The following is a 25,901-nucleotide window of genomic DNA, read 5'->3' on the forward strand; positions in this document are numbered from 1 at the left end:
GGCCCCGCCGCGGCGGGGCCTTTCTCGTCTCTGATGCTCTAGAGCGTGCGCGCCAGGCGCGCGGCGAGCAGATCGGCGAAGCGCGCCGGGTCATTGAGCGCCCCGCCCTCGGCCAGAAGCGCTGTGCCGTAAAGGAGTTCGGCTGTCTCGGCGATCGCCGGATCGTCGGGACGATCCTGATGAGCCTGACGCAGCCCGGTGACGAGCGGGTGTTCCGGGTTCAGCTCGAGAATGCGCTTGGCGACCGGCACCTCCTGCCCCGACGCCTTGTACAACCGGGCCAGGGCGGGGGTGATGTCGAACGCATCGGTGATCAGACAGGCCGGCGATTCGGTCAGCCGCGCCGAGAGCCGCACCTCTTTGACGTGCTCGTCGAGCGTCTCCTTCAACCAGCCCATCAGCTCGGCGAACGCCCTGCCCTGCTCCTCGCGCTCGGCCTCCCGCGCCGAACGCTCCTCGTCGGATTCCAGGTCCACCTCGCCCCTGGCCACCGACTGCAGCGGCTTACCGTCGAACTCGGTCACGTTCTGCACCCAGACCTCGTCGACCGGGTCCGTCAGCAGCAGCACCTCGTAGCCCTTGGCCCTGAACGCCTCCAGGTGCGGCGACTTGAGGATCTGCTCCCGCGTCTCACCGGTGGCGTAGAAGATCTGCTCCTGCCCGTCCTTCATGCGCTCGACGTAGCCGGCCAGCGTGGTGGGCTCCGGGTCACTCTCGGCGCCGTCCCGCGTCGACACGAACGACGCGATCCGCAGCAACGCATCGCGGTTGTCGGCGTCGGAGAGCAGACCCTCCTTCACGACGCGGCCGAACTGCGTCCAGAACGTGCGGTAGTCCTCCGGGCGTTCGGTCTGCAGCTCGGCGATGGTCGAGAGGACCTTCTTGGTCAGCCGTCGACGAATCGCCGTCACCTGGCGGTCCTGCTGGAGGATCTCGCGAGACACGTTGAGCGACATGTCCTGTGCATCCACCACGCCCTTGACGAAGCGCAGGTACTGCGGCAGCAACTCGTCGCAGTCGCCCATGATGAACACGCGCTTGACGTAGAGCTGGATGCCGACGTGCGCATCGCGCTCGAAGAGATCGAACGGGGCGTGGGACGGGATGAACAGCAGCGCCTGGTACTCGAATGTGCCCTCGGCCTTCATCGCGATGACCTCGAGCGGTTCGTCCCAGGCGCGGGCGATGTGGCGGTAGAACTCGGTGTACTCCTCGGCGGTCACCTCGTCCTTGGAGCGTGACCACAGGGCCTTCATCGAGTTCAGCGTCTCGGTCTCGATGGTGACTGAGTCTTTCGCGTCCTCGCCGCCTGGGCCTTCTGCGGAAGGGACCCGCCGCTCCACCTGCATGCGGACGGGCCAGGAGATGAAGTCGGAGTACTTCTTGACCAGGTTCCGCAGCGTCCACTCCGCGGTGTAGTCACCCAGCTCGTCCTCGGCGTCTGCGGGTTTGAGGTGCAGAGTGACCGAACTCCCCTGCGGCGCATCGGCGACCGCGGCGATCGTGTAGGTGCCGTCGCCACTGGACTCCCAGCGGGTGGCGTCGCTCTCCCCAGCCTTGCGGGTGAGCAACTCGACCCGGTCGGCCACCATGAACACCGAGTAGAAGCCGACGCCGAACTGGCCGATCAGCTGATCGCCGGCGTCCCCGCCCTCGGACTCGCGCAGCTGCTGACGCATGCGGGCGGTGCCGGACTTGGCCAGCGTGCCGATGAGTTCGACCACCTCGTCGCGGCTCATCCCGATGCCGTTGTCACGCACGGTCAGGGTGCGGGCCTGCTTGTCGGTGACCAGCTCGATGTGCAGGTCCGAGGTGTCGACGTCGAGATCTTTGTTGCGGTATGCCTCGAGCTTGAGCTTGTCCAGGGCATCCGAGGCGTTCGAGACGAGCTCGCGCAGAAAGGATTCTTTGTGCGAGTACACCGAGTGGATCATCAGATCCAAGAGCTGCCGGGCCTCGGCCTGGAACTCGAACTGCTCCACATCCGCGCTCATGACGTCTCCTCCTTCTGATGGCTGCGCAGTGTGATCGTGGGGGGGGTCAGCGCCGGGGCGCACCTGGACCGGGCTGACCCATCAACGGGTTGGGGGCGCCGGCGCCGGGCTGCCCCGGATGGTGCTGCTGCTGATGTGCCTGCATCGCCTGCACGAGCGGATTCTCCTTCATCAACGCACGGCGGTCGTCGTCGCTGAGCTCGTAGAAGGTCCACATCGCCCAGGCCGCGGGCCGGACGTACAGCGTGACCTTCTGACGCTTGCGGTTGTTCTGCGGCAGCATTGCCGGAATCGGCACCACGCGATCCAGCGTCACAGCGCTGACGAGTTCCTGCGCGAGCTGGTCGACGTCGGTCAGATCCTGCAACTCGTACACCGACGCCTGGTGGCTGGGTTGGGACGGGCCCTGCAGGGCGAGAAACCACGCCATCGCGTGTCTCCTTTGCTCGTGGTGGGTCAGCCGTCAGCGTAGATGACCCGGGACCCGCGCCGCCGCCCCTGTCTGCAGGCGCCGTCGCGGCCACATTTTTGACGTTCGCGCATAATTTTCGCGTTCGGGAAGACGTGTGCCGGATGATGTGCTACGAGACACCCCTTCGGAGCAAAATCGACCGGTGCGTCAACTCTTCGGATCGGTCCGAACATTTCCTCGCTTCGCCGTCCGGATAACGATTGCGCTGGGCATAGGGCACATCGGGTGTTAAGGTGCCGTTAGCTGATCACAACGGAACGCGAGAAATCCGCGGACCGTGACGGGAAACGAGGAACTTAGCTGATGTCAGGGCTGATGGAGCCGTCGACGACGACGACAGCAACAGAAAGCTCTGGCCCGGACGCTGCCGCGCAGCATCCGGTTCTCGTCCACAGCTGCAGCCGGCTAGGCCGCGTCGCCAACCCGCCCGGTTTTTCCTTCTCGAACTGGTTCCGCTCGGCTCGCCGGCGGTGACTAGTCAGCGGCGCGCGCGCCGCACGACCACCACGAGCACCAGCACGCCGACGCCAGCCAGCGAAGCCATCACCGGCGGCTTCGTCACGAAGCGCACCACACCTGCTTTGACATCGTCGGCCAGCCGCCGCGGATTGGCCCGCGCAGTCAACGAGTCGACAGTCAGAGCCAACTGATCGCGCGCCTGATCGATCTCGGCCTTGATGGTGTCGGGATCACGATCCGCCACGTATGCCTCCGGTCGTCTGTCGGTCCTGCCGCACTACCCTAGTTCAGCGGGCGCTGCGCGCAGCGCCCGGTCGCGCATCGATGCCACGGATCGAAGGAGAGCCACCAGCCATGCCGCAGACTCCCCGCCTCGAGGTGGGCGACAAAGCCCCCGCGTTCAGCCTCCCCGACGCCGACGGCAACACCGTCAAGCTGTCGGACTTTCAGGGCCGAAAGGTCGTCGTCTACTTCTACCCCGCCGCCTCCACCCCCGGCTGCACGAAACAGGCGTGCGACTTCCGCGACAACTTGGCCGAGCTGGGCGACGCCGGTCTCGACGTCGTCGGCATCTCCCCGGACAAGCCTGAGAAACTCGCGAAGTTCCGGGACAAGGAAGGCCTTACGTTCCCGCTGCTGTCCGATCCCGACCGGAAGGTGCTCGAGGCGTGGGGCGCCTACGGCGAGAAGACGATGTACGGCAAGACCGTGCAGGGCGTGATCCGCTCGACGTTCGTCGTCGACGAGAACGGCACGATCGAGGTGGCGCAATACAACGTGCGCGCCACCGGCCACGTTGCGAAGCTACGTCGGGATCTGTCCATCTGATCCCAGTGCGGCCAGCACCCCCAGTTTGGCCAACAGCAGCGCCTCTGCTGTCGCGGCCCGCTCCAACACACCCAGGTGCAGGCTCTCGTTGACGCTGTGCGCTTGGGTGTCCGGATCCTCGACGCCCGTGACCAGAATTTTGGCATCGGGGAACGCGGCGGCGAAGACAGCGATGAACGGGATCGAGCCCCCGACGCCGGTGTCGACCGCATCCTGTCCCCAGGCCTGCAGGAACGCCTCGCGCGCTGCGTCGTAGACCGGGCCGGTGGCGTCGATGGCGTAGGGCTGGCCGACGTCGCCGGGCGTCACCGTCACCCGGGCACCCCACGGCGCGTGCTGTTCCAGGTGCCGGGTCAGGGCGGCCAGGTGCTCGCCGGCATCGCCGCCGGGGGCCACCCGCATGCTGACCTTGGCCCGCGCCGACGGGATCAACGTGTTGGATGCCTTCGCGATCGGCGTGGTGTCTATCCCGATGACCGTGATCGCCGGTTTGGCCCAGAGTCGTTGCGCTACTGCGCCAGAACCGATCTCGTCGACGCCGTCGAGCACCCCGGTGTCGGCGCGCACCCGCTCGGGGGTGTAGTCGACGTCTGCCGCCGTCGCTTCCTGCAGGCCCGCGACCGCAACGTTGCCGTCGTCGTCGTGCAGGCTGGACAGTAGCCGCACCAGCACCATGAGCGCGTCGGGCACCACACCGCCCCACATGCCGGAATGCAGGCCGTGGTCGAGAGTGGAGACCTCGACCACGCAGTCGGCCAGGCCACGTAGCGACACGGTCAGCGACGGGGTGTCGGTGCTCCAGTTGTCGGAGTCGGCGATCACGATGACATCGGCGGCCAGAGCGTCTTTGTGCGCCGCCAGCAGGCGCGACAGCGAGGGTGAGCCCGATTCCTCCTCCCCTTCGACGAACACCGTCACCCCGACGGGCGGCGTGCCGCCATGCGCCCGGAAAGCCGCCAGATGCGTTGCGATGCCTGCCTTGTCGTCGGCCGTACCGCGCCCGTAGAGCCGACCACCGCGCTCGGTCGGCTCGAACGGCGAACTGTCCCAGGCAGCCGGATCGCCTTCGGGCTGGACGTCGTGGTGGGCGTACAGCAGCACCGTCGGCGCTCCCTCGGGTGCGGGATGGTGGGCGATGACCGCAGGCGCCCCACCCTCGGAGACGATGCGGACGTCACTGAAACCCGCCTCCGACAACAGTTTCGCCACGGCGTCGGCGCTGCGCGTCACCTCGTCGCGGCGTTGCGGATCCGCCCAGACGGATTGGATGCGGACCAGATCCTCGAGATCGGCCCGGACCGAGGGCAGTACGTCGCGGACCCGCTGAACGAGATCACTCATAGCGACGAGGGTAGTGCCGCTACCGCTCCTCCAGGACAGCCACCGCGGCCGCGGTGTCCGCCTCGTGCGTCAGCGAAAGATGAATGGTCACCTCTTTGAGGTGCTCGGCCACCGCGCCCGTCAAGCGGACGCGGGGCCTACCCCACATGTCGGTGATCACCTCGATGTCGCGGTGAATCGCCTCGGGCAGCACCGGCCGCTTGGAGAACCGCGATCCCGACCACGCCTTGATCACGGCCTCCTTGGCCGCCCACCGCGCCGCCAGGTGGCGCGCCGCCGACGAACTCTTGTCGGCGGCGTCGCGCCGCTCCCCTGGCGTGAACGTTTCCGCGAACACCGTGCCCGGCCTGTCCACCTGCTCGGCGAAGTCGGGAATGGAGACGAGGTCGATACCTATCCCGACGATGCCCACGGCCAGCACGCTATCCCACGGATCACCGCTGATACATCCCGTTCTCGCCGAGACGCGACGCCGTGTCGAGCAGCATGGCCGCCTCCTGCGCCTTCTCGGGCTGATCGTGGTCGAAGCGACGTCCCTCGGGCCGCTCGTACATCGGCCGTCCGCCCGCGATCGCCGAGGCCAGCCTGCGCTGACCGGCCAGCGTGCGCTCCTGAGCCTGGGCGGTGTAGGTCGCCCGCTGCTCCGGGGTCAGCGTCGCCAGGAACGCCTGCGGGTGCACCAGCGCGATCAGACCCGACACGTGCCCGAATCCGAGGCTGGTCACCAGACCGGCCTTGAGCGGGTACTTGTCGCCGAGCCGCAGCGTCTCGCGCGCCCACACGAAGTGCGCCGAGGTGGCCAGCTCGTCGTCGACACAGTCCAGGCTGCGGTTCGGCGGGATGACGCCGTCGCGCAGGACCTGGCACAGGCCCATCATCTGGAAGACCGCGGCGCCGCCCTTGGCGTGGCCGGTGAGGCTCTTCTGGCTGATGACGAACAGCGGCGCACCCTTCGAGCGGCCCAGCGAGGCCGCCAGGCGCTCGTGCAGCTCGGTCTCGTTGGGGTCGTTGGCCAGCGTCGAGGTGTCGTGCTTGGAGATCACCGCGATGTCGTCGGCACCCACGCCGAGCTTGTTCAGCGAGCTGGCCAGCACCGAGTCACGGCCACCGCGGCCGGCACCCAGTGCACCCAGTCCGGGAGCCGGGATCGAGGTGTGCACACCGTCGGCGAACGACTGCGCGTAGCCGACCACCGCGAGCACCGGCAGACCCATCCGCAGCGCCAGATCGCCGCGCGCCAGCAGGATCGTGCCGCCGCCTTGGGCTTCCAGGAAGCCGAGCCGGCGCCGGTCGTTGGCGCGGGAGAACTTGGAGTCGCTGATGCCCTTGGCGCGCATCGTCTCGGTGTCGGCGGTGGCCGCCATGTCACCGAAGCCGGTGATCGCTTCCAGCGTCATGTCGTCGAAGCCACCCGCGACCACGAGCTCGGCCTTGCCGAGCTTGATCTTGTCGACGCCCTCCTCGACCGAGACCGCCGCGGTCGCGCAGGCACCCACCGGGTGCACCATCGCGCCGTAGCCGCCGACATAGGACTGCATGACATGCGCTGCAACAACATTCGGCAGCACCTCCTGCAGGATGTCGTTCGGCTTGCTGCGGCCCAGCAGGTTGCCGTGGTACATGGTCTGCATCGAGGTCATGCCGCCCATGCCGGTGCCCTGGGTGGAGGCCACCAGGCTCGGGTGCACCCACCGCATCAGCTCCGACGGCGTGAAGCCCGACGACAGGAACGCATCGACGGTCGCGACGATGTTCCACAGCGCCACCCGGTCGATCGAGGTCGCCATGTCGGGGCTCACACCCCACACGGTCGGATCGAAGCCGGTCGGGATCTGGGCGCCGACGGTCCGCGACAGCTTGGTCTTGCGCGGAACGCGGATCTCGGTGCCCGCCTTGCGGATCACCTCCCAGTCGCCGGAGTCCGGGATCGGCCGGGCCACGGTGTGCTCGGGATCGAACGCGACGAATGCGCGCGCGTCGGTCTCGCTGGACACCACGAACCGGAAGTCCTTGTCCAGGAACACACTCACCAGCAGCGGCGACGCGTGATCGGGATCGATCGCGCCGTCGTCGACGAACTCCCGGATGCCGCAGCGCTCCACGACCGCGTCGTGGTAGCGCTCGACGAGCTCGGATTCCTCGACCAGATCACCGGATTGCGTGTCGTACCAACCCGGCTGCGGATCGTCCTCCCACGTGATCAGGCCGGTCGTCCACGCCAATTCGAGCACACCGGCTGCCGACAGTTCGTTGTCGACCTCCATCTCGAATCGGGTGCGCGACGAACCGTACGGACCGAGTTCGGCGCCACCGACGATGACCACGAGATCCGCCGGGTCGACGTCGAGATCGGCCCACTCCGGCACCGGCGCACCGGTCACCGCGCGAGGCGGCGACGGCAGAGCCGAAATCGTCTGCGCGGCAACCTCGTCCTCGGCATCGTCGTCGGCCGGTGCGGCCGTCGCCTCCTCGCGCGCCTTGGCGGCGAGCTCGGCCATGTCGAGATCGGCGTCGGCGAGACCGCCGGTGAAGTCGGCCTCGACGGGTTCCCGCGCCGCCGCGACCCGCGTCTCGACGTCGCAGAGATCCAGCAGCATCGAGGCCATCTGCTCGGTCGAGTAGGTGGTGACGCCCGCCTCTTCGACCGCGTCGACGATGACGTCGTTGTGGCCCATCAGCCCGGTGCCCCGGGTCCAGCCGATCAGCGCGTGCGCCAGGCTGACCCGTTGCGCCCACGACGTCTCGGCCTTCCAGCGCGACACCAGCGCGTCGAGCGACGCCTTCGCCTCGCCGTAGGCACCGTCACCGCCGAACATGCCGCGGTTGGGCGAGCCCGGGAGCACCACGTGCAAGCGTGCCGCGATGTCGCGGTCCGCCCCGATGTGGGACAGCCCGGCGATCAGCCGCTGCACGGCCCACAGCAGGACCTTCATCTCCATCTCGGCACGCGCGCCGACGTCGGACAGGTCGCCACCGACCCGCGGCGCCGCGAACGGGAACAGCAGCGTGGGCGACAGCGCGTCCTTGACGTGGATCGATTTCGGCCCGAGGCTCTCGGTCTGCTCGTTGCCGACCCACTCGACGAGTGCGTCGATGTCGTTGTAGGAGGCCATGTTCGCCGGCAGCACCCACAGCTTGGCGCCGAAGCAGGCGTTGTCGCGGTAGAGGTTGCGGTAGAAGGCCAGTCGCGAATCGTCCAACTTCGACGTGGTCGCGATCACGGTCGCACCACCGGCCAGCAGCTGTGCCGCCACCGACGCCGCGATCGAGCCCTTCGACGCGCCGGTCACGACCGCGACCTCGTCGCTGTAGCGGCCCTTGCCCGGGTTCTCCGCGCCCGCCGCCGCACGGGCGTACAGCGAGGCGTGGACGTTACGTCCGGCGGCCAGGGCCTTGCCCTGCCAGTAGGTCGCCTGCGTGCCGACCACGTGACCCGCGCCCTCGAACCGCTCGGAGAGGCGCGCCCAATTCGCGTCGACCTCGTCGTCGTCCATCAGCCAGATCTTGACCAGATCCTCACGCGCACTGGCCCACCGGTCGTCGAGCAGGACCGCCTTGCGGGCGTCGAACGACGGCGCCACCAAACGCGGCCAGTCCGAACCCAATTCGGCCGTGACCAGATCGATGAGCTCTGCGTCGGCCGCTGCATCCGGGGTCACCAGCGGTGCCCCCAGGCCCAGCTGATCGAGGATCGTGCGGGCCGCCGACGCCAGCACGCCGTCGGGTCCGGTGACCTGCTCGGCGAATTCGCCGAGCGCCGCCGAGTCGACGACGCCGCCACCGGCGCCGCCGGCGGAGGGCAGCGACACCGACACGCCGCGGCGCGCCGCCACCGCGGCCACCGCCGCGTCGATCGCCTTGTCGACCGAGGCCGCGTCGGCCAGCGCACCGTCGTGCAGGCCGCCGAGGGCCCCGCCACGAACGCTCGACCCCTCGCGGGTTCCCAGCGCCACCTCGACGGTGGCGTGCTTGGCCCAGCCCTCACCCAGTTCCCACGTCTTGGCGACACGCTCGGTGATGTAGGCCGGGCGCTTGCCCGACGGCCCGAGGACCGTGCGCAGCTGATCGTTGATCGCATCGGAGAGCACCGGTCCGAACGGCTTGTAGGTCCGGGCCAGCTTGGTGACCTGACCCTTCAGGCCGGCCAGATCGGCTTCTGCGGCACCGTCGATCGCGCCCAGGTTCAGCTCAGACCCCAGGTCGACGAGCATCTGGTTGCGTCGCGAGGACGCACCGTCGGTGATGGATTCGATCGAATCCAGCGCTTCGATCTGATCGATACGGATCTTCGCCGACAGCGCGATCAGCGCCATCGTCGCGTCGGCCGCGTCGAACGTGATGTCGTCCGGACGGGGTCCGCCACTGGGAGCAGCGGCCGGTGCCGGTGCAGCAGGCGCCGCCTCGACCGGCGCTGCGGCTGATTCGGCCGACGCCGGCGGCGGAGGCGTGTCCTCGATCTCGGGTTCGGGATCGGTGTCGGTCGCGAACAGCACCGCGGCGTCACGCTCGGCGTTGAGCACCTCGGTGGTGTTGTGCGAGTACTCCGGCAGCTTCAGCGTGTTGGTGGCCAGCCCGGCCACGGTCGGCGCGTTCTTCACACCGATCTCGACGAAACGCTCCACCCCGAGGCCGCCTGCGGCCTCCTCGATGAACAGCAGATCCTGGGTCTCGATCCAGCGCACCGGGCTGGCGAACTGCCAGGCCAGCAGCTCGATGACGAGCTTGCGCATCAGCTCACGCGGACGCTCGTTGCGCCACGTGTCGTAGTCGGCCAGGATCTCGTCGAGCGGCTCGGCGGGCACCAGATCGCGGATCTCCTGCACGAAGTCGCGGTCCAGCGTGAACGGTCGCGGCACCAGGTTCGGAATGTAGCGGCCGATCAACAGCTCTGGATCGGCGTCGTCCGGCATGACCCGCTCGAGGGCACGGCGGAAGTCGGCGACACCGACCCGCAGCACCGAGGAGTGGAACGGCACGTCGATGCCGGGCACCAGGATGAAAGACCGCTTGCCGCCGGAGATCTCGCGGCGCCGCTCGACCTCCTCCTCGAGCGCCTCCAGACCCGCGACCGTGCCCGCGATGGCGTACTGCGCACCACGCAGGTTGAAGTTCACGATTTCCAGGAATTCACCGGTGCGCTCGGAGACCTCCGCGACGAACGCCTTGACATCGTCGTCGTCGAGATCGATCTGCGACGGCCGGATGGCGGCCAGCCGATAATTCGACCGGCCCTGGGCGTCACGCGGCACGATGTCGTGCATCTTGGACCCGCGGTGGAAGACGACCTCGAGCAGAGCTTCGAGCGGGTACACGCCGGAAACGCATGCCAGCGCCGTGTATTCACCGACGGAGTGACCGCACGCGATCGCGCCTTCGACGAAGGCACCCTGCTCCCGCATCTCGGCGACCTGGGCCGCCGCGACCGTCGCCATGGCAACCTGCGTGAACTGTGTCAGGTACAGCACACCTTCGGGGTGGTGGTAGTGCACACCGGAGGCGATCAGGCTGGTCGGGTTGTCACGCACCACGTGCAGCACCGAGAAGCCGAGCGTCTCGCGGGTGAACTTGTCGGCGATGTCCCACACCTTGCGGGCCGCCTTGGAGCGTGCCCGCACGTCCATACCCATGCCCTTGGACTGGATGCCCTGGCCCGGGAAGGCGTAGACGGTCTTGGGCGCGGCGAGCTGCGCGGTGGCGGCCATCACCAGCTCACCGGAAACCTTGGCCGACACCTCGATGATCTCCGCACCACGGTCGATGCCGACTCGGTCGACGCGGAACTCGATCTCGTCACCCGGCAGCACCATGCCCAGGAAGCGCGACGTCCAGCCGACCAGACGCGCGGGCGGAGTGGCCCGGCCGTCGGTGGCGGTGACCGCGTGCTGAGCGGCGGCCGAGAGCCACATGCCGTGCACGATGGGCGTTTTCAGGCCGGCCAGCAGCGCGGCCGCCCGGTCGGTGTGAATCGGGTTGTGGTCACCCGAGACCACGGCGAACGCACTCATGTCGACAGGCGCGGTGACGACCACGTCACGCCGGCGACGGCGAGGGGTGTCGGTGGCGTTGTCGGTGATCGCTCCACCGGCACGCGGCGGATCGGTCAGCTCGGCGGCACCGGTGCGGCCGCGGATGGCGAAGCGCTCCTCGAGCGTCGCCAGCACGGTGCCCTCGGAGTCCGCGATCGACACCTCGACCGGGACGACTCGCCCGACCTCGGTGTCGTTCGCCGCGAGAGTCGTTGCGGTGACCGTCAATTCAGTCTTGCCATCGGGCATCTGCGCCAACAGGTGGGCGGCGTGGTCGAGGTGAACCAGGCTGAGCAGACCTTCGACGACGGGGAAGCCGTCCTCGGTGAGGGCGGATCCGATGGCCGAGAACACCGCGGGCCAGCACAGGCCGACCAGGGCGTCGGGAACCAGGGTGAGGCCGGGCGCCAGCGGAGCACCGAACGTGGCGGTCACGCCGGTGTGGTCGGCGACCTTCTCCGGATCCCATTCCACGGTCACGGTCGAGGTGTTGTCGACGACGGCGGGAAGGGCGTCCGGCCCGTCGACGCCGGCGGCGATCGCGAGCACCGCCCGCATCGCCGTCGACGCATCCTCCACGGTGACGATCGGCATGCCGCCGTCGACGGTGGTCGAGGGCAGCGTGAAGCGGATGTCGATCCAGATGTCGGACAGCGGGACGCTCAGCGTCACCGAGACCTTGCCGGTCTCGTCGGTCGACTGCTCAAGGCGCGCACCGGTATTCGGATGTGTCGCGCTCGGCTTGCCCGGCACGTCGTTGACCTGCCACTCGCTCGGCGCACCGATGCGGTGGACGGGGTTGATGGCGGTGCGGCCGGCCCACAGGACGTCGGGCGAATCGAGCACCACGGCGAGCGGGCCACCGACATCGGCGCGCGCCTGGCGGCGCGACACCACCGGCACCGGCTGCTCGCCGGCGGCCAGCACGCGGTCGACGATCTCCTTCTCGAACCGGTCGAGCAATTCGCCGACCGGCTCGTCGACGCGGGTGATCCCCGCGACCGCCTGGGTGCCCGGGATGATGCACACCTGATCGGCGGTGTAGCGGGCGTCGTGGGCCTGCCACAGCGAGTCGCTGCGCCACCACCGGCGGACGTCCTTGTCGATGACCGGCACGAAGTTCACCGGCTTGCCCGGCTTCTTGCACAGCGTCACGAAGAACGGCACGTCGGCCGGGTGCAGGCGCACTGCCTCGGCGTCGGGGTAGCGGGTGAGCAGTGCGGCGATCGCCTGTTCCGGCTGCTCGAGCAGGGCCGCACCGTCGGCACCGAAGAGCGTGTCGATCGGACCGAAGTCCTTCTCCGACAGCCGAGCCTCGGCACGCTTGAGCATCTCCTCGAAGCGGTCCCGCCACGTGTCGGCCAGCCAGGGGCTGCCCGGCGCGGCCGTGTCGGCGGTGCTGTCACCGTCACCGATGGCCAGCTCGACATAGCGCTGCAGCCACTGCAGGTAGGTCATGTCGCTGATGTCGCCGAAGTACGGCTTGGCGGTTCCGGCCATCGCCGCGATGATCTCGTCGCGGCGCTCGGCAACGGCGTCGGCGTCACCGGCGACCTCGTCGAGCAGACGGCCGCACCGGGAGGCGGCGTTGTCGATCTCGTGGATGTCGGCGCCCAATTGGCTACGGCCACTGGCCATCCCGTTGATGGCGTGGCCGGCACCCACCCAGGTGTCGGTGCCGGTGGTCTCGACCAGCATCTGCTTGACCGCCGGGGAGGTCGTGGCCTCCTTGGTGGCCATCGCAGCGGTGCCGACGAGGATGCCGTCGACCGGCATCTGCGGGAAGCCGTACGGCGTGGCCCAGTCGCCGGAGAGGTAGTCGGCAGCGCGCTCCGGCGTGCCGATACCGCCGCCGACGCAGATCGTGATGTTGCGGTACTTGCGCAGTTCCCCGTAGGTGGAGAGAAGGAGGTCGTCGAGGTCCTCCCACGAGTGGTGACCGCCGGCGCGGCCGCCCTCGATGTGCACGATGACGTCGCGCGTCGGCACCTCGGTGGCGATCTTGATGACCGACTTGATCTGGTCGACCGTGCCGGGTTTGAAGCAGACGTGGGTGATGCCGACGGTGTTGAGCTCCTCGATGAGGTCGACGGCCTCTTCCAGGTCGGGGATGCCCGCGGTGACGACGACGCCGTCGATGGGCGCGCCGGACTGACGGGCCTTCTGCACCAGGCGCTTGCCGCCGACCTGCAGCTTCCACAGGTAGGGGTCGAGGAACAGCGAGTTGAACTGCACGGCACGGCCCGGCTCGAGCAGCTGCGTCAGCTCCTGGATGCGGCCGTCGAAGATCTCCTCGGTGACCTGGCCGCCACCGGCCAGCTCGGCCCAGTGCCCGGCGTTGGCCGCGGCAGCGACGATCTTGGCGTCGACTGTGGTGGGGGTCATGCCGGCGAGCAGGATCGGGGACCGGCCGGTCAGGCGGGTGAACTTCGTCGACGCCTTGACCGAACCGTCGGGCAGGGTGATCGGCGTCGGCGCGTAGCTCGACCACGCCGGGGCGACCTCGGGGGCGGCGCCGACCGTGAAGAGGCTGCGCTGGCCCGCGCGGGTGGCGGCAGCGACGATGCCGATACCGAGCCCGCGGATCACCGGGGCGGTGAGGCGGGTGACGGTGTCGCTCGGCCCGAGGTCGACGATCCACTTGGCGCCGGCTGCGGCGAGGCCTTCGACCTCGGCGACCCAGTCGACCGGCGTGATGAAGATGTGCTCGGTGAGCATGCGGGTGAGGTCGCGGTCCAGGCCGGTCCGCGCTGCCCACTCCTCGACCAGGTCGACGCCGTCGGCGAGTCGCGGGGTGTGGAAGCCGACCTCGACGTTGAGCTGGTTGAACACCGGACGGAAGATCGCCCCGCCGCGGGTCTTGTTCTTGCGCTCGGCCTCTTCGCGCTCGGTGATCTTCTCGCAGTAGAGCTCGAAACGGGCCAGCTGCTCTGGGGTGCCGGTGATGACGACGGACCGACGTCCGTTGCGGATCGACAGGGCGGGCGCGAGGACCGTACGGACGTCCTGGGCGAACTCGTCGAGGAGCGCGGCGATGCGGTCGGGGTCGACATTGGTGACCGACACCATCGGCGCCTTGTCGCCGCGACCGACCATGCCGCGACGGCGCGACACCAGCGAGCCTGCCGCGCCGATCAGCTGACCGATCGCGAGCAACTCGGCATCGCGCGTGCCGTGGGCCTTGAGCGACTCGACGGCGGTGATGCCCTGCGAGTGCCCGGCGATCGCCACGGGCGGATGTCCTTCGAGGTCCAGACCCTGGCGCTTGAGCGCGCGCTGGGCGGCCATCTGCGTGAGCAGGATGCCGGGGCCGGAGATGGCGGCGGTGGTGAGGTCCTTGACCGACGGCAGCGGCTCGTCGGCAGCCAGCGCGCGGATCCATTTCATCGGTTCGAAGCCGATCGGCCGGACGACCACGAGCTCGCGGGCCAGCGGCTCGAGCAGCAGCTCGGCCTCAGCGACCAGCTGGCTGATCTCGGACTCGATACCCGCGGAGTTGACCAGCTCTTCCAGATTTTCCAGCCACGGTCCGCCCTGGCCGCCGAACGCGACGGCATAGGGCTCGCCGGCGTGCAGCCGATCGACGAGCGCGTGCGCCCCGACGAGGGGTTCGAAAGTCTGTCCGCCCTCGGAGTCGGAACTGGTGGTCGCACGGTCCTGGTCGTTGATCGTCACGTGGTGTGTTCTCCTCAGTGGTGCGTTGCGCGGCTCTTGAAGGGCGCGTCGTGCGTGTGCGGCGGATAGCTCGTCGTCGACGGGAGGCGAGCCCGCGTCGTGGGCCTGGGCGATTCGGCGTCGAATCCGGCTGGTCTCGACCACGGCGCCTCGAACGCACGAGGCACTGCGGCGGACACTGCAGCCGTACTAAGAGTGTCATAAGAGACGACTCGATTTTGATGCCTGAAATGGTTACTGGCGAGTTCTACGCACGGGTAACAGAACTGCGCGTAACACCCGGCCGAAGATGCCTGGCCGGCTTCCGGGACAAACGTCCTGCTGGCGGGTGGTTACGGTTCAGTAAGGTAGAAGCGCAGTTCAAAGCCGCATTGTTATGCAATCGTTATCTGAAAACACCAGTTCTCAGATGCAGTCCCGGCGTGGCGGGCGGGTTTGACGGTCGTGCGCGAACTGTACGGCCACGCATTCGCGGACTGGACAGGTGTTTGCTGCAAAACCTTACTCATCAGTAAGTCTGACGGCGGCGCCCCGACCGCTAGCCTGTCGGGCGCTCCCAGACCCCGGTGAGCAGGATGCCCGCGGTGTAATCCGACCCGGACGAGGACATCAGCCGGCGCGTCACCAGATCGAACCGCGACGCCATCACCTTCTTGCCCAGCAGGCGGTAGTCCTCGACGATCTGGCGAAGCCGGCCCATCTCGTCCGGCTTCGGCAGATACGACTGTCCGACCTCCGCCTGATACAGCTCCACCAGGCTGTTCACGAACGCCTCCGCCAGATCCTCCACCGACTTGTCAGCGGCCTCGACGAATCGCAGAAGCGTCCGGACGTACACGGTGTGGTCGTGGGAGCGAGCCAGGATCTCGGCGGCATCGGTGTCGACGAGCACCAGCTTGCGCCCCTTCACCTCCGCCAGGCCGTGGGCGATCAACGCGCTCGCCTCCGGCGAGTCGGGCTCGATCGGCAGGGCGGGGCCGTGCTGATCGTCGCCGTCCGGGCCGAGCACCGCCCGTTGCAGACCCAGGATGTCGGCGAGGTCCTCGCCCTCACGCATGCTGGTGAAGAACTCGGCGATGTGGGCCGAGTTGTACCCCTTACGCAGCAACTGGCTGATCGTGTTCAGCTGCGAGAGGTGATAGTCGTCGTACAGCGCGGAGCGACCCACCCGGCGCGGCGGATCCAGCAGCCCACGTTCCCGATAGGCGCGGATGTTGCGGGTACTGACCCCGGATTCCCGGGCCAGATCCTCGAGCCGATATTCAGCCACAGCGACACCCCCTCGACGCTGCCGGTAAGAGGCCAGACGATGGCCTGCGCAGCTCGTGCTCCACTGTAACGCGCCCGGCTACCGCGTGAGCGAAGTATTCCCGCCCTACCTTTCCGACGAGTAAGTTCCCCTGACACGGCGCTTCAGCTGCAACGATCGATCACATCGACGGAATACACACGTCATTGCCGTGCAGTTTCAGCCAACATGTTTGCCCGCCGCGCGGGGATCGAGTGACCGAATCGTCAGGAAAGCGGTTGGCATCGGCACAGCGTGATGCGAGACCATGGACGGGTGGTCCGGCCGCGCCGAGCCACCCGTCCCCGTCGAGATTCGCACCGAGAGGTTGCATCGTGCGCCCCTGGATCATCTGGGCGACCGGACTTCTCGCCTACATCGTGGCTGTTCTCGATCGCACCACCCTGGGCGTCTCCGGCCTGCCCGCCGCCGAGCGATTTGCTGCCGGCCCCGGCCTCCTCTCGACGTTCGTCGTGCTGCAGGTGGTCGTCTACGCCGGCGCACAGGTCCCCGCAGGGCTGTTGCTCGACAGGTACGGATCGCGTGCCCTCATCCTCGCCGGAGCCACGCTGATGGCCACCGGCCAGCTGGTGCTGGCTGTGACGACGTCGCTACCGCTCGCCATCGCCGCGCGCGCAGTCGTGGGGCTGGGCGACGCGATGACGTTCATCTCCGTCCTGCGCCTGGTGCCCCGGTGGTTTCCGGCGCGACAGGTGCCGCTGGTGACGCAACTGACCGGCATCTGCGGCCAACTGGGACAGGTGCTGAGCGCGGTGCCGTTCCTCGCCCTGCTGTCCGGGTCCGGGTGGACCCCGGCCTACACGTCCGCCGCCGCGCTGGGCGCACTCGTCCTCGTGCTGGTCGCGGCGCTGGTCAAGAACGCGCCCGACGGCGTCGCGGTCAGCGCGCAGACGTTGGGCGTACGGGAGACACTGGCCAGCGTCAAGACGGTCTGGCTGCGGCCGGGCACCCGCCTCGGCTTCTTCACCCACATGGGCACGCAGTTCTCCGTCACGGTCTTCGCGCTGATGTGGGGGGTGCCCTACCTGACGGTGGCCCAGGGCCTGTCCGCCACGGCGGCGGGCACACTGCTGACCATCTCGGTCGTCGCCGCGATCGGTGCTGGACTGGTCATCGGCGTGCTCACCGGACGGTTTCCGCACCGTCGCTCACGTCTGGTGCTCTGGATCATCGCGAGCAACGCCGCGATCTGGACCGTCGTGCTGGCCCTCCCCCACAGAGCACCGGTGTGGCTGCTCGTGGTCCTCATCGTCGTCATCTCCGTCGGCGGACCGGGTTCCATGGTCGGCTTCGACTTCGCGCGGACCTTCAATCCCAGCCACACCCTCGGAACCGCGCAGGGCATGGTCAACATGGGCGGTTTCCTGGCCTCGCTGGTGCTCATGCAGATGATGGGCGTGATCCTGCAAGCCACCGGCGGACTGTCCTTCGAGTCGTTCCGGTGGGCCTGGACACTTCAGTACGCGGTCTGGGCGCTGGCGGTCACCGGCATCCTGATCACCCGCCGCAAAGCCCGCCGTCTGCTGGCGCAGCAGGACGACCGGATGCTGCTGGAGGGCATCAACGGCTAGCCGCATCGACGGCCTGCGCAACCGCGGCCGCGGTGTGCCGGTGCCCGCGGACCTCGTGTGCCACCACCGAGACGACGGGAGCGAGCGTCACGATCAGCAGGCAGTTGGCCATCGAGATCCCGGCCGCCGCGAGCACCACCGCCGTCGCCAACACCGCCACGGTCACCAGCATCACCGCCGCGTGGAAGAGCGCGAACGTACGCGTCAGCACCGCCCCCAGCACGTAGACCATCACCAGGTACACGCCGACCGGCACGACCACGGTCGCCACCGTCGCCACCGAACCGAGCTCCGAATGGTGCTCCAGGTAATACGCCGCTGCGTGCAGACCCGCGCCGGTCGCGACGATCGCCCCGAACACCACGATGTGCAGGTAGCCGAACCAGAACGAGCGCTCCCGGCGCACGTGCAGGATCTCGGCCTGCGGCAGCGCGAAGTAGGTCCACCACATACCGAACGTCAGCCCGATACCGGCCACCGCGACGAACGCCGCGTCGAACGTCCAGCCCTGGGCCTCCACCACCGCCGTCAGCGAGGCGACCGTGCCGACCACCCCTTCGCCGAGCGCGATGATCGTGAACAGCCCGTACCGCTCCGCGATGTGATGCGCGTGCCACGGCGTGCCGCCGCCCTTCGACTCGGCCAGCACCGGGCCCATCATCTCCACCAGCACCAGACCGACGACGATCGCCGCGGTGACAGCGAGGGAGGTGTGGACGAAGATCGCGGCGATCCACCCTGCCTGCGCCAATGTGATCCACAGCGCGTAGGTCAGACACGCCCGACGGTGGGCCGGATCCTGGCGGGCGGCCCGCAGCCACTGCGTCACCATCGCCACCCGCATCACCACGTAGCCGGCGACCACGACGGCGTTGTCCACGTGCTCGCCGTGCTCGATCGAGCTGTACATCTGCGGAATCCCCAGGGCCAGCACGATCACCCCCACCATCTGCACCATGGTGGTCAGCCGGTACACCCAGTCGTCGGTGTCGAAGGCCGAGGCGAACCAGCTGAAGTTGATCCACGCCCAGCTCACCGCGAACGTCGCGAAGAAGAACGCGGCAAGTCCGGCGAGCACATGCCCGGCGGCGAACAGATGGGCGAGCTGAGACGCCGCGATGCCGAACGCCACGACGAAAGTCAGGTCGAAGAGCAATTCCAGCGGCGTCGCGACCCGATGGGACTCATGCGGATCGCGCCCGATCATCTTCCGGACGCGATGCGCTCCGGTCTGCACGCCGGCACTCGGCGCATGTGGCTGTTCGGTCACCGGCTACCCCCTTGGACGCTGGGAGTGGACCGTACCGGAGTTACTGTGCGTGCATGCATTCCGACGCGGTGGCCGTGGTCCTGGCCGCAGGGAGCGGCTCCCGCGTCGGCGCCGACGGCAACAAGGCCTACCTGACGCTCGACGGCCGCAGCATGCTCGTGTGGTCGCTCGACACTGCGGTCCGGATACCGGAGGTGGCCCGAACCGTGCTCGTGTTCCGGCAAGGCGAGTCCGAGCTGGCGCGCAGGACCGTCGCCCGCGAACTGCCCGGCGCCGCTGTCGAGTTCGTCGAGGGCGGGCCCACCCGGCACCAATCCGAGCGCAACGTCCTGCGCCATCTGTCCGGCGACATCGAATCCGGTGCGGTCGACGTGATCCTGATCCACGACGCCGCCCGCCCGCTCGCCGATGCCGGGATGTTCACCATGGCGATCACCCTGGCACGCGACGTCGGTGGAGCACTGCCCGCACTTCCCGTCACCGGTCTGGCTCGGGTGAGCGGCGGCGACGCGGCTCCGCTCACCGAGGACGTCGTGCGGGTTCAGACACCCCAGGCGTTCCGCGCCCGCGACGTGCTCGAGGCATACCGCCTCGCCGAGCGCGACGGCTTCGAGGGCACGGACACCTCGTCGTGCGTCGAGCGCTACACCGACATCCGCGTCCGAACCTTCCCCGGCAGCGCGGCGAACCTGAAGGTGACCTATCCCGGCGACGTCGCGGTGGCCCACCATCTGCTCACCGCGCAGAATCGGGCTGCCGGCTCGCCATGACCGCCGCGAGATAGTCGGCGTCGCGCGGCAGTTCCACGCCGAACGCATGCGGATCTCCCGCGACGAGTTGCAGATGCGCGTGGGCTGACAGCACGACGTCGAGATCGTCGAACCGGTCGGCCGCGACGCCGCTCAGCGCGCGCCGCAACACGTCGGCGGCGAAACCGCGCGGATACTGCATCACCTCGAGCTCCGCGCGGTCCAGCGTCGCGACAACGGCTCCGTCGGCGTCGACGGCCTTGATGCTGTCGGTGACCGGCCGCGCCGGCGCCACCCACTGCGCGCCGCCCCGCAGGGCCGCAGTCAGCCGCGCCACGACGTCGGGGTCGACCAGCGGCCACCCGACGTCGTGCACGAGAATCTCATCGGTGACGTGATCGTCGGCCAGTGCCGCCGCGACGCACCGCGCGGCATCCCCGGGCGCCGTCGCCGTCACCACCCTCGTCTGCGAAAAACCCTGCTGCACAAGCAGTTCGCGGACCGGACCGGCCAGCATCGGTGCGGCGGCGACGATGACGGACGCGACCTCGGTGAGCGCCCGCACGCCGCGGATCAGAGCGGACTCACCCGCCACGGGCGACAGCACGGTGTCGGCCCGGTCGGCCAGGTGAGCCGGCACGGGAAGAATCGCGGTCACGTCCACGCGGCCGAGGCTATACCGAAGAACACGAAAACGCTCCGCCGCCAGCACCCCCGGAGACAGGGTGGGGGGAAGCGCTTCACGACGAGGAGACCGCATGTGGGATTTCGCCACCGACCCCGACTACCAGCAGGTGCTGGACTGGGCGGATGAGTTCGTCCGTGACGAGGTCGAGCCGCTCGATCTGGTCTGGCCGCACCTGCAGTACACCCCGCTGACCCCGGCGCGCCGCACCGTTGTCGACGACCTCAAGCAGCGGGTGCGCGCGAAAGGCCTGTGGGCGACGCATCTGAGTCCGGACCTGGGCGGTCAGGGCTACGGGCAGCTGAAGCTGGCGCTGCTCAACGAGATCCTCGGCCGCTCGTCATGGGCGCCGGTCATCTTCGGCTGCCAGGCCCCCGACACCGGCAACGCGGAGATCCTGGCCCACTACGGCACACCCGAACAGAAGGAGCGCTACCTACGTCCGCTGCTCGACGGAGAATTGTTCTCCAGCTACTCGATGACCGAACCCCAGGGTGGCGCCGACCCGACGCAGTTCACCACCCGTGCCGTCCGCGACGGGGACCACTGGGTGATCAACGGGTGGAAGTACTTCTCCTCCAACGCCAGCACCGCGTCGTTCCTGATCGTGATGGTGGTGACCAACCCGGATGTGAGCCCGTATCAGGGCATGTCGATGTTCCTGGTGCCGACCGACACTCCGGGGGTGGAGATCGTCCGCGACGTCGGCCTGCACGGCGAACCGGAAGGGCAGGGCGGCCACGCGCTCATCCACTATCGCGATGTGCGCGTACCGGATTCGGCTGTGCTCGGCGGCGAAGGGCAGGCCTTCGTGATCGCCCAGACCCGCCTCGGCGGGGGCCGCATCCACCACGCGATGCGCACGATCGGGCTGGCCCGCAAGGCGATCGACATGATGTGCGAGCGGGCACTGAGCCGCCGGACCGCGGGCAGCCTGCTCGCCGACAAACAGACGGTGCAGGCCTACATCGCCGACAGCTACGCCCAACTGCTGCAGTTCCGCCTACTGGTGCTCTACACGGCCTGGCAGATCGACAAGTACAACGACTACAAGGTGGTACGCAAGGACATCGCCACGGTGAAGGTCGTGATGCCGACGGTGCTGCACGACATCGCGTGGCGCGCCATGCAGGTGCACGGCGCACTGGGTGTCAGCAACGAGATGCCGCTGATGGCCATGGTGACCGGCGCGGCGGTACTGGGGTTGGCCGACGGCCCGACCGAGGTGCACAAGACGACCGTGGCCAAGCAGATACTGCGGGGCTACTCCGCGAGCGAGGACGTCTGGCCGTCAGAATGGCTGCCGCGCAAACGGGAAGCGGCGCGAGCACGCTTTGCCGACCATCTCGAACTCGACATCGGGAATCTGTGAACCGTCACTGGACGAGTTCGACCACGGTGGCGTTGGCGGTGCCGCCACCCTCGCACATCGTCTGTAGCCCGTAGCGAATACCGTTGTCGCGCATGTGATGGATCATCCGCGTCATCAGCACCGCACCCGATGCGCCCAGTGGATGGCCCAGAGCGATGGCTCCCCCGAGCGGATTGAGCTTCGCCTCGTCGGCCCCGGTGTCCGCCAACCACGCCAGCGGCACCGGTGCGAACGCCTCGTTGACCTCGAACACTCCGACGTCGCCCAACTCGAGACCGGCCTTGTGCAGGACCTTCTCCGTCGCAGGGATCGGGGCGGTCAGCATCAACGTCGGATCCGCCCCGGTGACGGCCCCGGCGCGATAGCGCACCAGCGGCGTCACACCCAGGTGCACTGCGTTCTCCGCCGTCGTCACCAACAATGCGGCCGCGCCGTCGGAGATCTGCGAGGAGTTACCGGCGTGGATCACCCCGTCGTCGGCGAATGCGGGCTTGAGCGCCGACAGCTTCTCGGCGGTGGTGCCACGCCGAATGCCCTCATCGACGGAGATCACGTCGTCATCGGTGAAGACCGGCATGATCTGGTCGATGAAGGCGCCGCTGTCCTGCGCGGCGGCGGCCAGCGCGTGCGAGCGCGCCGAGTACTCGTCGAGCCGCGCGCGAGACAGGTTCCAGCGGCGGGCGATCATCTCTGCCGAGAGGCCCTGGTTGAACGAGAAGTCGTCGTATCGGGCAAGCACTTTGGGCCCGTAGGGCATGCCGGTGGCGCGCGCGGCGCCCAGCGGGACGCGGCTCATCACCTCGACTCCCCCGGCCACCACCACGTCCTGCTGGCCGGACATCACCGCGTGGACGGCGAAATCCAGTGCCTGCTGGCTGGATCCGCAGGCCCGGTTCACGGTGGTGCCGGGAATGCGTTCCGGCCAGCCCGCGGCCAGCACCGCGAACCGCCCGATGTTGCTCGACTGGTCGCCCACCTGAGACACGCAACCCCACACGACGTCGTCGACGAGATCGACGTCCACACCGGTGCGCTCGAGGAGTTCGTTGAGCACGAGTGCCGAGAGGTCGGCGGCGTGCTGGTCGGACAGACCGCCGTTGCGCTTGCCGACGGGTGTGCGTACCGCGCCGACGATGACGGTCTCGCGCATGGCCTCGAACCTACACCCCGGCCTGACCCCACCGGCGTTAGTTCGGGCCGGGAAACGGGAATGCTCGCGCATGCCCAGCGCTGACCCTGCGCCCGCCGCACACGTCCCCGTCGCCAAGGCCGTGCGCGGGGCCGCGATCGGCAACGCCGTCGAGTGGTTCGACTTCGCGATTTACGGCTTCCTCGCGACCTACATCGCCGAGAAGTTCTTCCCGCCCGGCGATGAGACCGCCGCGCTGCTCAATACGTTCGCAGTCTTCGCCGCGGCGTTCTTCATGCGACCGCTCGGCGGGTTCTTCTTCGGCCCCCTGGGCGATCGGATCGGCCGCCAGCGCGTGCTGGCGGTGGTCATCCTGGTGATGTCGGCGTCCACGTTCGCGATCGGGTTGGTGCCGAGCTACCAGACCATCGGCGTGTTCGCCCCGATCCTGCTGCTGCTCCTGCGCTGCCTGCAGGGCTTCTCCGCGGGTGGTGAATACGGCAGTGGGGCATGCTTTCTCGCCGAGTACGCCAGCAACCGGCATCGCGGCTTCGTGGTGTCCTTCCTCGTCTGGTCCGTCGTCGTCGGCTTCCTGCTCGGCTCGGTGACGGTGACCGCACTGGAAGCCCTGCTCTCGGAAGCCGCGATGGACGCCTACGGCTGGCGGATACCGTTCCTGATCGCCGGACTGCTCGGCGCCGTCGGCCTCTACATCCGCACCCGGCTGGGCGACACGCCGGAATTCACCGCGCTGCGCGAGGAGGGCGAGGTGTCGTCGTCACCGCTGAGGGAGGCGTTCACCCACGCATGGCGGCCCATTCTGCAGATCATCGGGCTGGTCGTCATCCACAACGTCGGCTTCTACGTCGTGTTCACGTTCCTACCCAGCTATTTCACCAAGACGCTGGTATTCAGCAAGACCGACTCGTTCGTGTCCATCACGGTGGCCAGCCTCGTCGCGATCGCGCTGATCCCTCCCCTGGGCGCGCTGTCGGACCGGGTCGGGCGCAAACCGCTGCTGATCGCCGGCTCGATCCTGTTCACCGTGTTCACCTACCCGCTGTTCCTGCTGCTGACCAGCGGTTCACTGGCCGCGGCCATCACTGCACACGCCGCGCTGGCGGCCATCGAGGCCGTGTTCGCCTCCACCGCGCTGGCAGCCGGCGCCGAACTGTTCGCCACCCGGGTGCGATCCAGCGGCTATTCGATCGGCTACAACATCTCGGTGGCGCTCTTCGGTGGCACCGCACCCTATGTGGCGACCTGGCTGGTGGCGCGCACCGGTAACGACATCGCGCCGGCCTACTACGTGATCGGTGCGGCGGTGGTCACCTTGCTGACGGTGCTGACCATGGCCGAGACCGCGCGCCGTCCGCTGCAGAAGGTGGCCGTCACGCCGGCTCGTACCGCAGCATCGTGACCTCGTGCTCGGGGTAGTCGCAGAACACCGGCCGCACGCGCATGCCGATCGTGATGTCCGTCGGCTCGACATTGACCAGCTCGGTCGAAAACCGCGGTCCCTCATCCCATTCCACGATTGCCAGCAGCTGGGGCACCGCGTCGGCGAAGTGCGGACCGACGGGCCGGCGCGCAACCGTGTAGGTGTACAGCGTGCCCATCCCGGAGATCTCGCGCCATTCCAGATCGTCGGCGAGCGTGCGCGGGGCACGCACTCGCGGATAGAACACATACGACTGAGACGACGGCGAGTACTGGATCATCACCCGGTGTTCGGCCAACGCGTCCCAGAAGGGTGCGGTGGTCGGCGTCTTCACCGGCATCGGCCGCTCGAAGGTCATCTTCCCTAATCTCCTTCCAGGACAAGGGTCGTCTGCTCCGACAGGATGCCGCCGTTGCCCGAGACGAACGCGCGGTCACACCCGGGCACCTGCGCCGCCCCGGCACGGCCCATGATCTGACGCGCCGCGTCGCATACGTGGTGCATGCCGCCGGCGTTGCCCGCCTGACCGAAACCGAGCTGTCCGCCCGCGGTGTTGAGCGGAAAATCACCGCGGAAGGTCAGGTCGTGGTCGGTGACGAACTGCATGCCGGCGCCCTTCTCGCAGAAGCCGGCGTCCTCGAGGCTGAGCAGCACGGTGATCGTGTAGCAGTCGTAGATCGACACCATGTCCATCTGCGCGCGGGTCAGACCCGACATCGCGAACGCCGTCTCGGCGGCGCGGATGATCGGCGTGTGCAGCAGATCTTCGGCGTAGGTGGGCGTCTTGAAGGGCACCTGCTCGCCGAAGCCCTTGATCCACACCGGTCTGCGCGCCGCGCGCGCGGCGACGTCGGCATTGGCCACCACGACCGCAGCACCACCGAGGCAGGGCATCACGATCTCGAGCATGTGCAACGGATCCGCGATCACCGGGCTGGCCAGCACGTCGTCGATGGTCAGCGGCGTGTCCTTCCAGATCGCGCCGTCGGTGTGGTTGGCATTCACGCGCTGGTCGACGACGATCTTCGCCAGCGCACGTTCGTCGTAGCCGTACACCGACGCGTAACGCTGGGCCACCTGGCCGTAGGGCCCGTTCTGCCCGAGATTGCCGTACGGGATCTCGAATTCGGCCTGCGGCGAGCCGTATTGATTGCTCGACGCGCCGAAGAACACGGCGTCGGTCAGCGGTCGCGGGCGTCGCTGCGACATCGGAGTCAGATAACGCGCCGGGATCGCGCAGACCACCACGTCACAGATGCCGAGCTCGATTGCGGCCGCGGCGCGCCACACCATCGCCGCGGCACTCGCGCCGCCGAGGTCGACCAACTCGGCGAAGTTGGCTCGTACACCGAGGTATTCGGCAACCGTGGACGGGACGAAGATCTCCGACTCGGCGAGATGGGTGGTGACGATGCCGTCGACGTCGTCACCGGACAGTCCGGCGTCGGCCAGGGCCGCGCCGGCGAGCTCCGCCCACTGCTCGATCATGAACGGTGCCGGCGTCGCCCCCTTCATCCGTTCCGGCGGCAGCTCGACGTAGCCGACGATGGCGGCCTCGCCACGCAGACCCATGTGCACTC

General features: G+C 68.4%; 17 protein-coding genes. 5 read left to right on the forward strand and 12 right to left on the reverse strand.

Features of this window, described 5'->3' with window-relative positions:
• Positions 1–38: 38 nt before the first annotated feature.
• The 3 genes from htpG to ACZ50N_RS17460 all read right to left on the reverse strand — a co-directional run bounded on the left by htpG (position 39) and on the right by ACZ50N_RS17460 (position 3,169).
• Positions 39–1,994: a molecular chaperone HtpG gene (gene htpG / locus ACZ50N_RS17450; RefSeq protein WP_464473413.1), complete on the reverse strand. Its 1,956-nt coding sequence runs from the start codon at positions 1,992–1,994 to the stop codon at positions 39–41.
• Positions 1,995–2,040: 46 nt separating this feature from the next.
• Positions 2,041–2,424: a hypothetical protein gene (locus tag ACZ50N_RS17455; RefSeq protein WP_046365966.1), complete on the reverse strand. Its 384-nt coding sequence runs from the start codon at positions 2,422–2,424 to the stop codon at positions 2,041–2,043.
• Positions 2,425–2,944: 520 nt separating this feature from the next.
• Entirely contained in the window at positions 2,945–3,169 is a 225-nt protein-coding gene (locus ACZ50N_RS17460; RefSeq protein WP_048423768.1) for a DUF3618 domain-containing protein, read from the reverse strand.
• A gap of 110 nt (positions 3,170–3,279) precedes the next feature.
• Between ACZ50N_RS17460 and bcp the strand changes: the two genes are divergently transcribed.
• Positions 3,280–3,753, forward strand: coding sequence for a thioredoxin-dependent thiol peroxidase (bcp, locus tag ACZ50N_RS17465; RefSeq protein ID WP_048423769.1), 474 nt, complete (start codon positions 3,280–3,282; stop codon positions 3,751–3,753).
• Here bcp and ACZ50N_RS17470 read toward each other — a convergent pair.
• The 4 genes from ACZ50N_RS17470 to ACZ50N_RS17485 form a co-directional block, all read right to left on the reverse strand.
• Complete coding sequence (locus tag ACZ50N_RS17470; protein ID WP_048423770.1) at positions 3,730–5,094, reverse strand: dipeptidase; 1,365 nt, start codon at positions 5,092–5,094, stop codon at positions 3,730–3,732. The genes bcp and ACZ50N_RS17470 overlap by 24 nt on opposite strands.
• A 19-nt stretch (positions 5,095–5,113) precedes the next feature.
• Positions 5,114–5,506, reverse strand: coding sequence for a holo-ACP synthase AcpS (gene acpS, locus ACZ50N_RS17475; RefSeq protein WP_110797910.1), 393 nt, complete (start codon positions 5,504–5,506; stop codon positions 5,114–5,116).
• Between the two features lie 22 nt (positions 5,507–5,528).
• Positions 5,529–14,795, reverse strand: coding sequence for a fatty acid synthase subunit beta domain-containing protein (locus ACZ50N_RS17480; RefSeq protein ID WP_464473414.1), 9,267 nt, complete (start codon positions 14,793–14,795; stop codon positions 5,529–5,531).
• Between the two features lie 538 nt (positions 14,796–15,333).
• The gene (locus tag ACZ50N_RS17485; RefSeq protein ID WP_046364589.1) at positions 15,334–16,065 is read right to left on the reverse strand and encodes a MerR family transcriptional regulator; all 732 of its coding nucleotides are present in this window, start codon (positions 16,063–16,065) and stop codon (positions 15,334–15,336) included.
• A 353-nt stretch (positions 16,066–16,418) separates the two neighbouring features.
• Between ACZ50N_RS17485 and ACZ50N_RS17490 the strand changes: the two genes are divergently transcribed.
• Positions 16,419–17,675, forward strand: coding sequence for an MFS transporter (locus tag ACZ50N_RS17490; RefSeq protein ID WP_046364590.1), 1,257 nt, complete (start codon positions 16,419–16,421; stop codon positions 17,673–17,675).
• Here ACZ50N_RS17490 and ACZ50N_RS17495 read toward each other — a convergent pair.
• Positions 17,665–18,882: a low temperature requirement protein A gene (locus tag ACZ50N_RS17495; RefSeq protein WP_052765141.1), complete on the reverse strand. Its 1,218-nt coding sequence runs from the start codon at positions 18,880–18,882 to the stop codon at positions 17,665–17,667. The two genes, ACZ50N_RS17490 and ACZ50N_RS17495, sit on opposite strands and share 11 nt — an antisense overlap.
• 116 nt (positions 18,883–18,998) lie before the next feature.
• On the opposite strand from ACZ50N_RS17495, the gene ACZ50N_RS17500 reads away from it, so the two are divergent.
• Positions 18,999–19,715, forward strand: coding sequence for an IspD/TarI family cytidylyltransferase (locus tag ACZ50N_RS17500; RefSeq protein WP_464473415.1), 717 nt, complete (start codon positions 18,999–19,001; stop codon positions 19,713–19,715).
• Here the strand turns inward: ACZ50N_RS17500 and ACZ50N_RS17505 are convergent.
• Positions 19,681–20,358: an IspD/TarI family cytidylyltransferase gene (locus tag ACZ50N_RS17505; RefSeq protein ID WP_464473416.1), complete on the reverse strand. Its 678-nt coding sequence runs from the start codon at positions 20,356–20,358 to the stop codon at positions 19,681–19,683. The genes ACZ50N_RS17500 and ACZ50N_RS17505 overlap by 35 nt on opposite strands.
• A 94-nt stretch (positions 20,359–20,452) precedes the next feature.
• Here ACZ50N_RS17505 and ACZ50N_RS17510 point away from each other — a divergent pair, with 94 nt between their 5' ends.
• Complete coding sequence (locus tag ACZ50N_RS17510) at positions 20,453–21,751, forward strand: acyl-CoA dehydrogenase family protein (protein ID WP_048423776.1); 1,299 nt, start codon at positions 20,453–20,455, stop codon at positions 21,749–21,751.
• A gap of 4 nt (positions 21,752–21,755) precedes the next feature.
• On the opposite strand, the gene ACZ50N_RS17515 is transcribed toward ACZ50N_RS17510, so the two are convergent.
• Entirely contained in the window at positions 21,756–22,901 is a 1,146-nt protein-coding gene (locus ACZ50N_RS17515) for a thiolase family protein (RefSeq protein WP_048423777.1), read from the reverse strand.
• Between the two features lie 70 nt (positions 22,902–22,971).
• Here ACZ50N_RS17515 and ACZ50N_RS17520 point away from each other — a divergent pair, with 70 nt between their 5' ends.
• Positions 22,972–24,300, forward strand: a complete 1,329-nt coding sequence (locus ACZ50N_RS17520) for an MFS transporter (protein WP_046364596.1) — start codon at positions 22,972–22,974, stop codon at positions 24,298–24,300.
• On the opposite strand, the gene ACZ50N_RS17525 is transcribed toward ACZ50N_RS17520, so the two are convergent.
• Both ACZ50N_RS17525 and ACZ50N_RS17530 read right to left on the reverse strand, forming a co-directional pair.
• Positions 24,272–24,679 carry a Zn-ribbon domain-containing OB-fold protein gene (locus tag ACZ50N_RS17525; protein WP_046364597.1) on the reverse strand — a complete coding sequence of 136 codons (408 nt, stop codon included), beginning with the start codon at positions 24,677–24,679 and terminating at the stop codon, positions 24,272–24,274. The genes ACZ50N_RS17520 and ACZ50N_RS17525 overlap by 29 nt on opposite strands.
• Positions 24,680–24,684: 5 nt before the next feature.
• Positions 24,685–25,893, reverse strand: coding sequence for a thiolase family protein (locus ACZ50N_RS17530; protein ID WP_046364598.1), 1,209 nt, complete (start codon positions 25,891–25,893; stop codon positions 24,685–24,687).
• Between the last annotated feature and the right edge of the window lie 8 nt (positions 25,894–25,901).

The sequence above is a fragment of the Mycolicibacterium obuense genome, assembly GCF_055397605.1.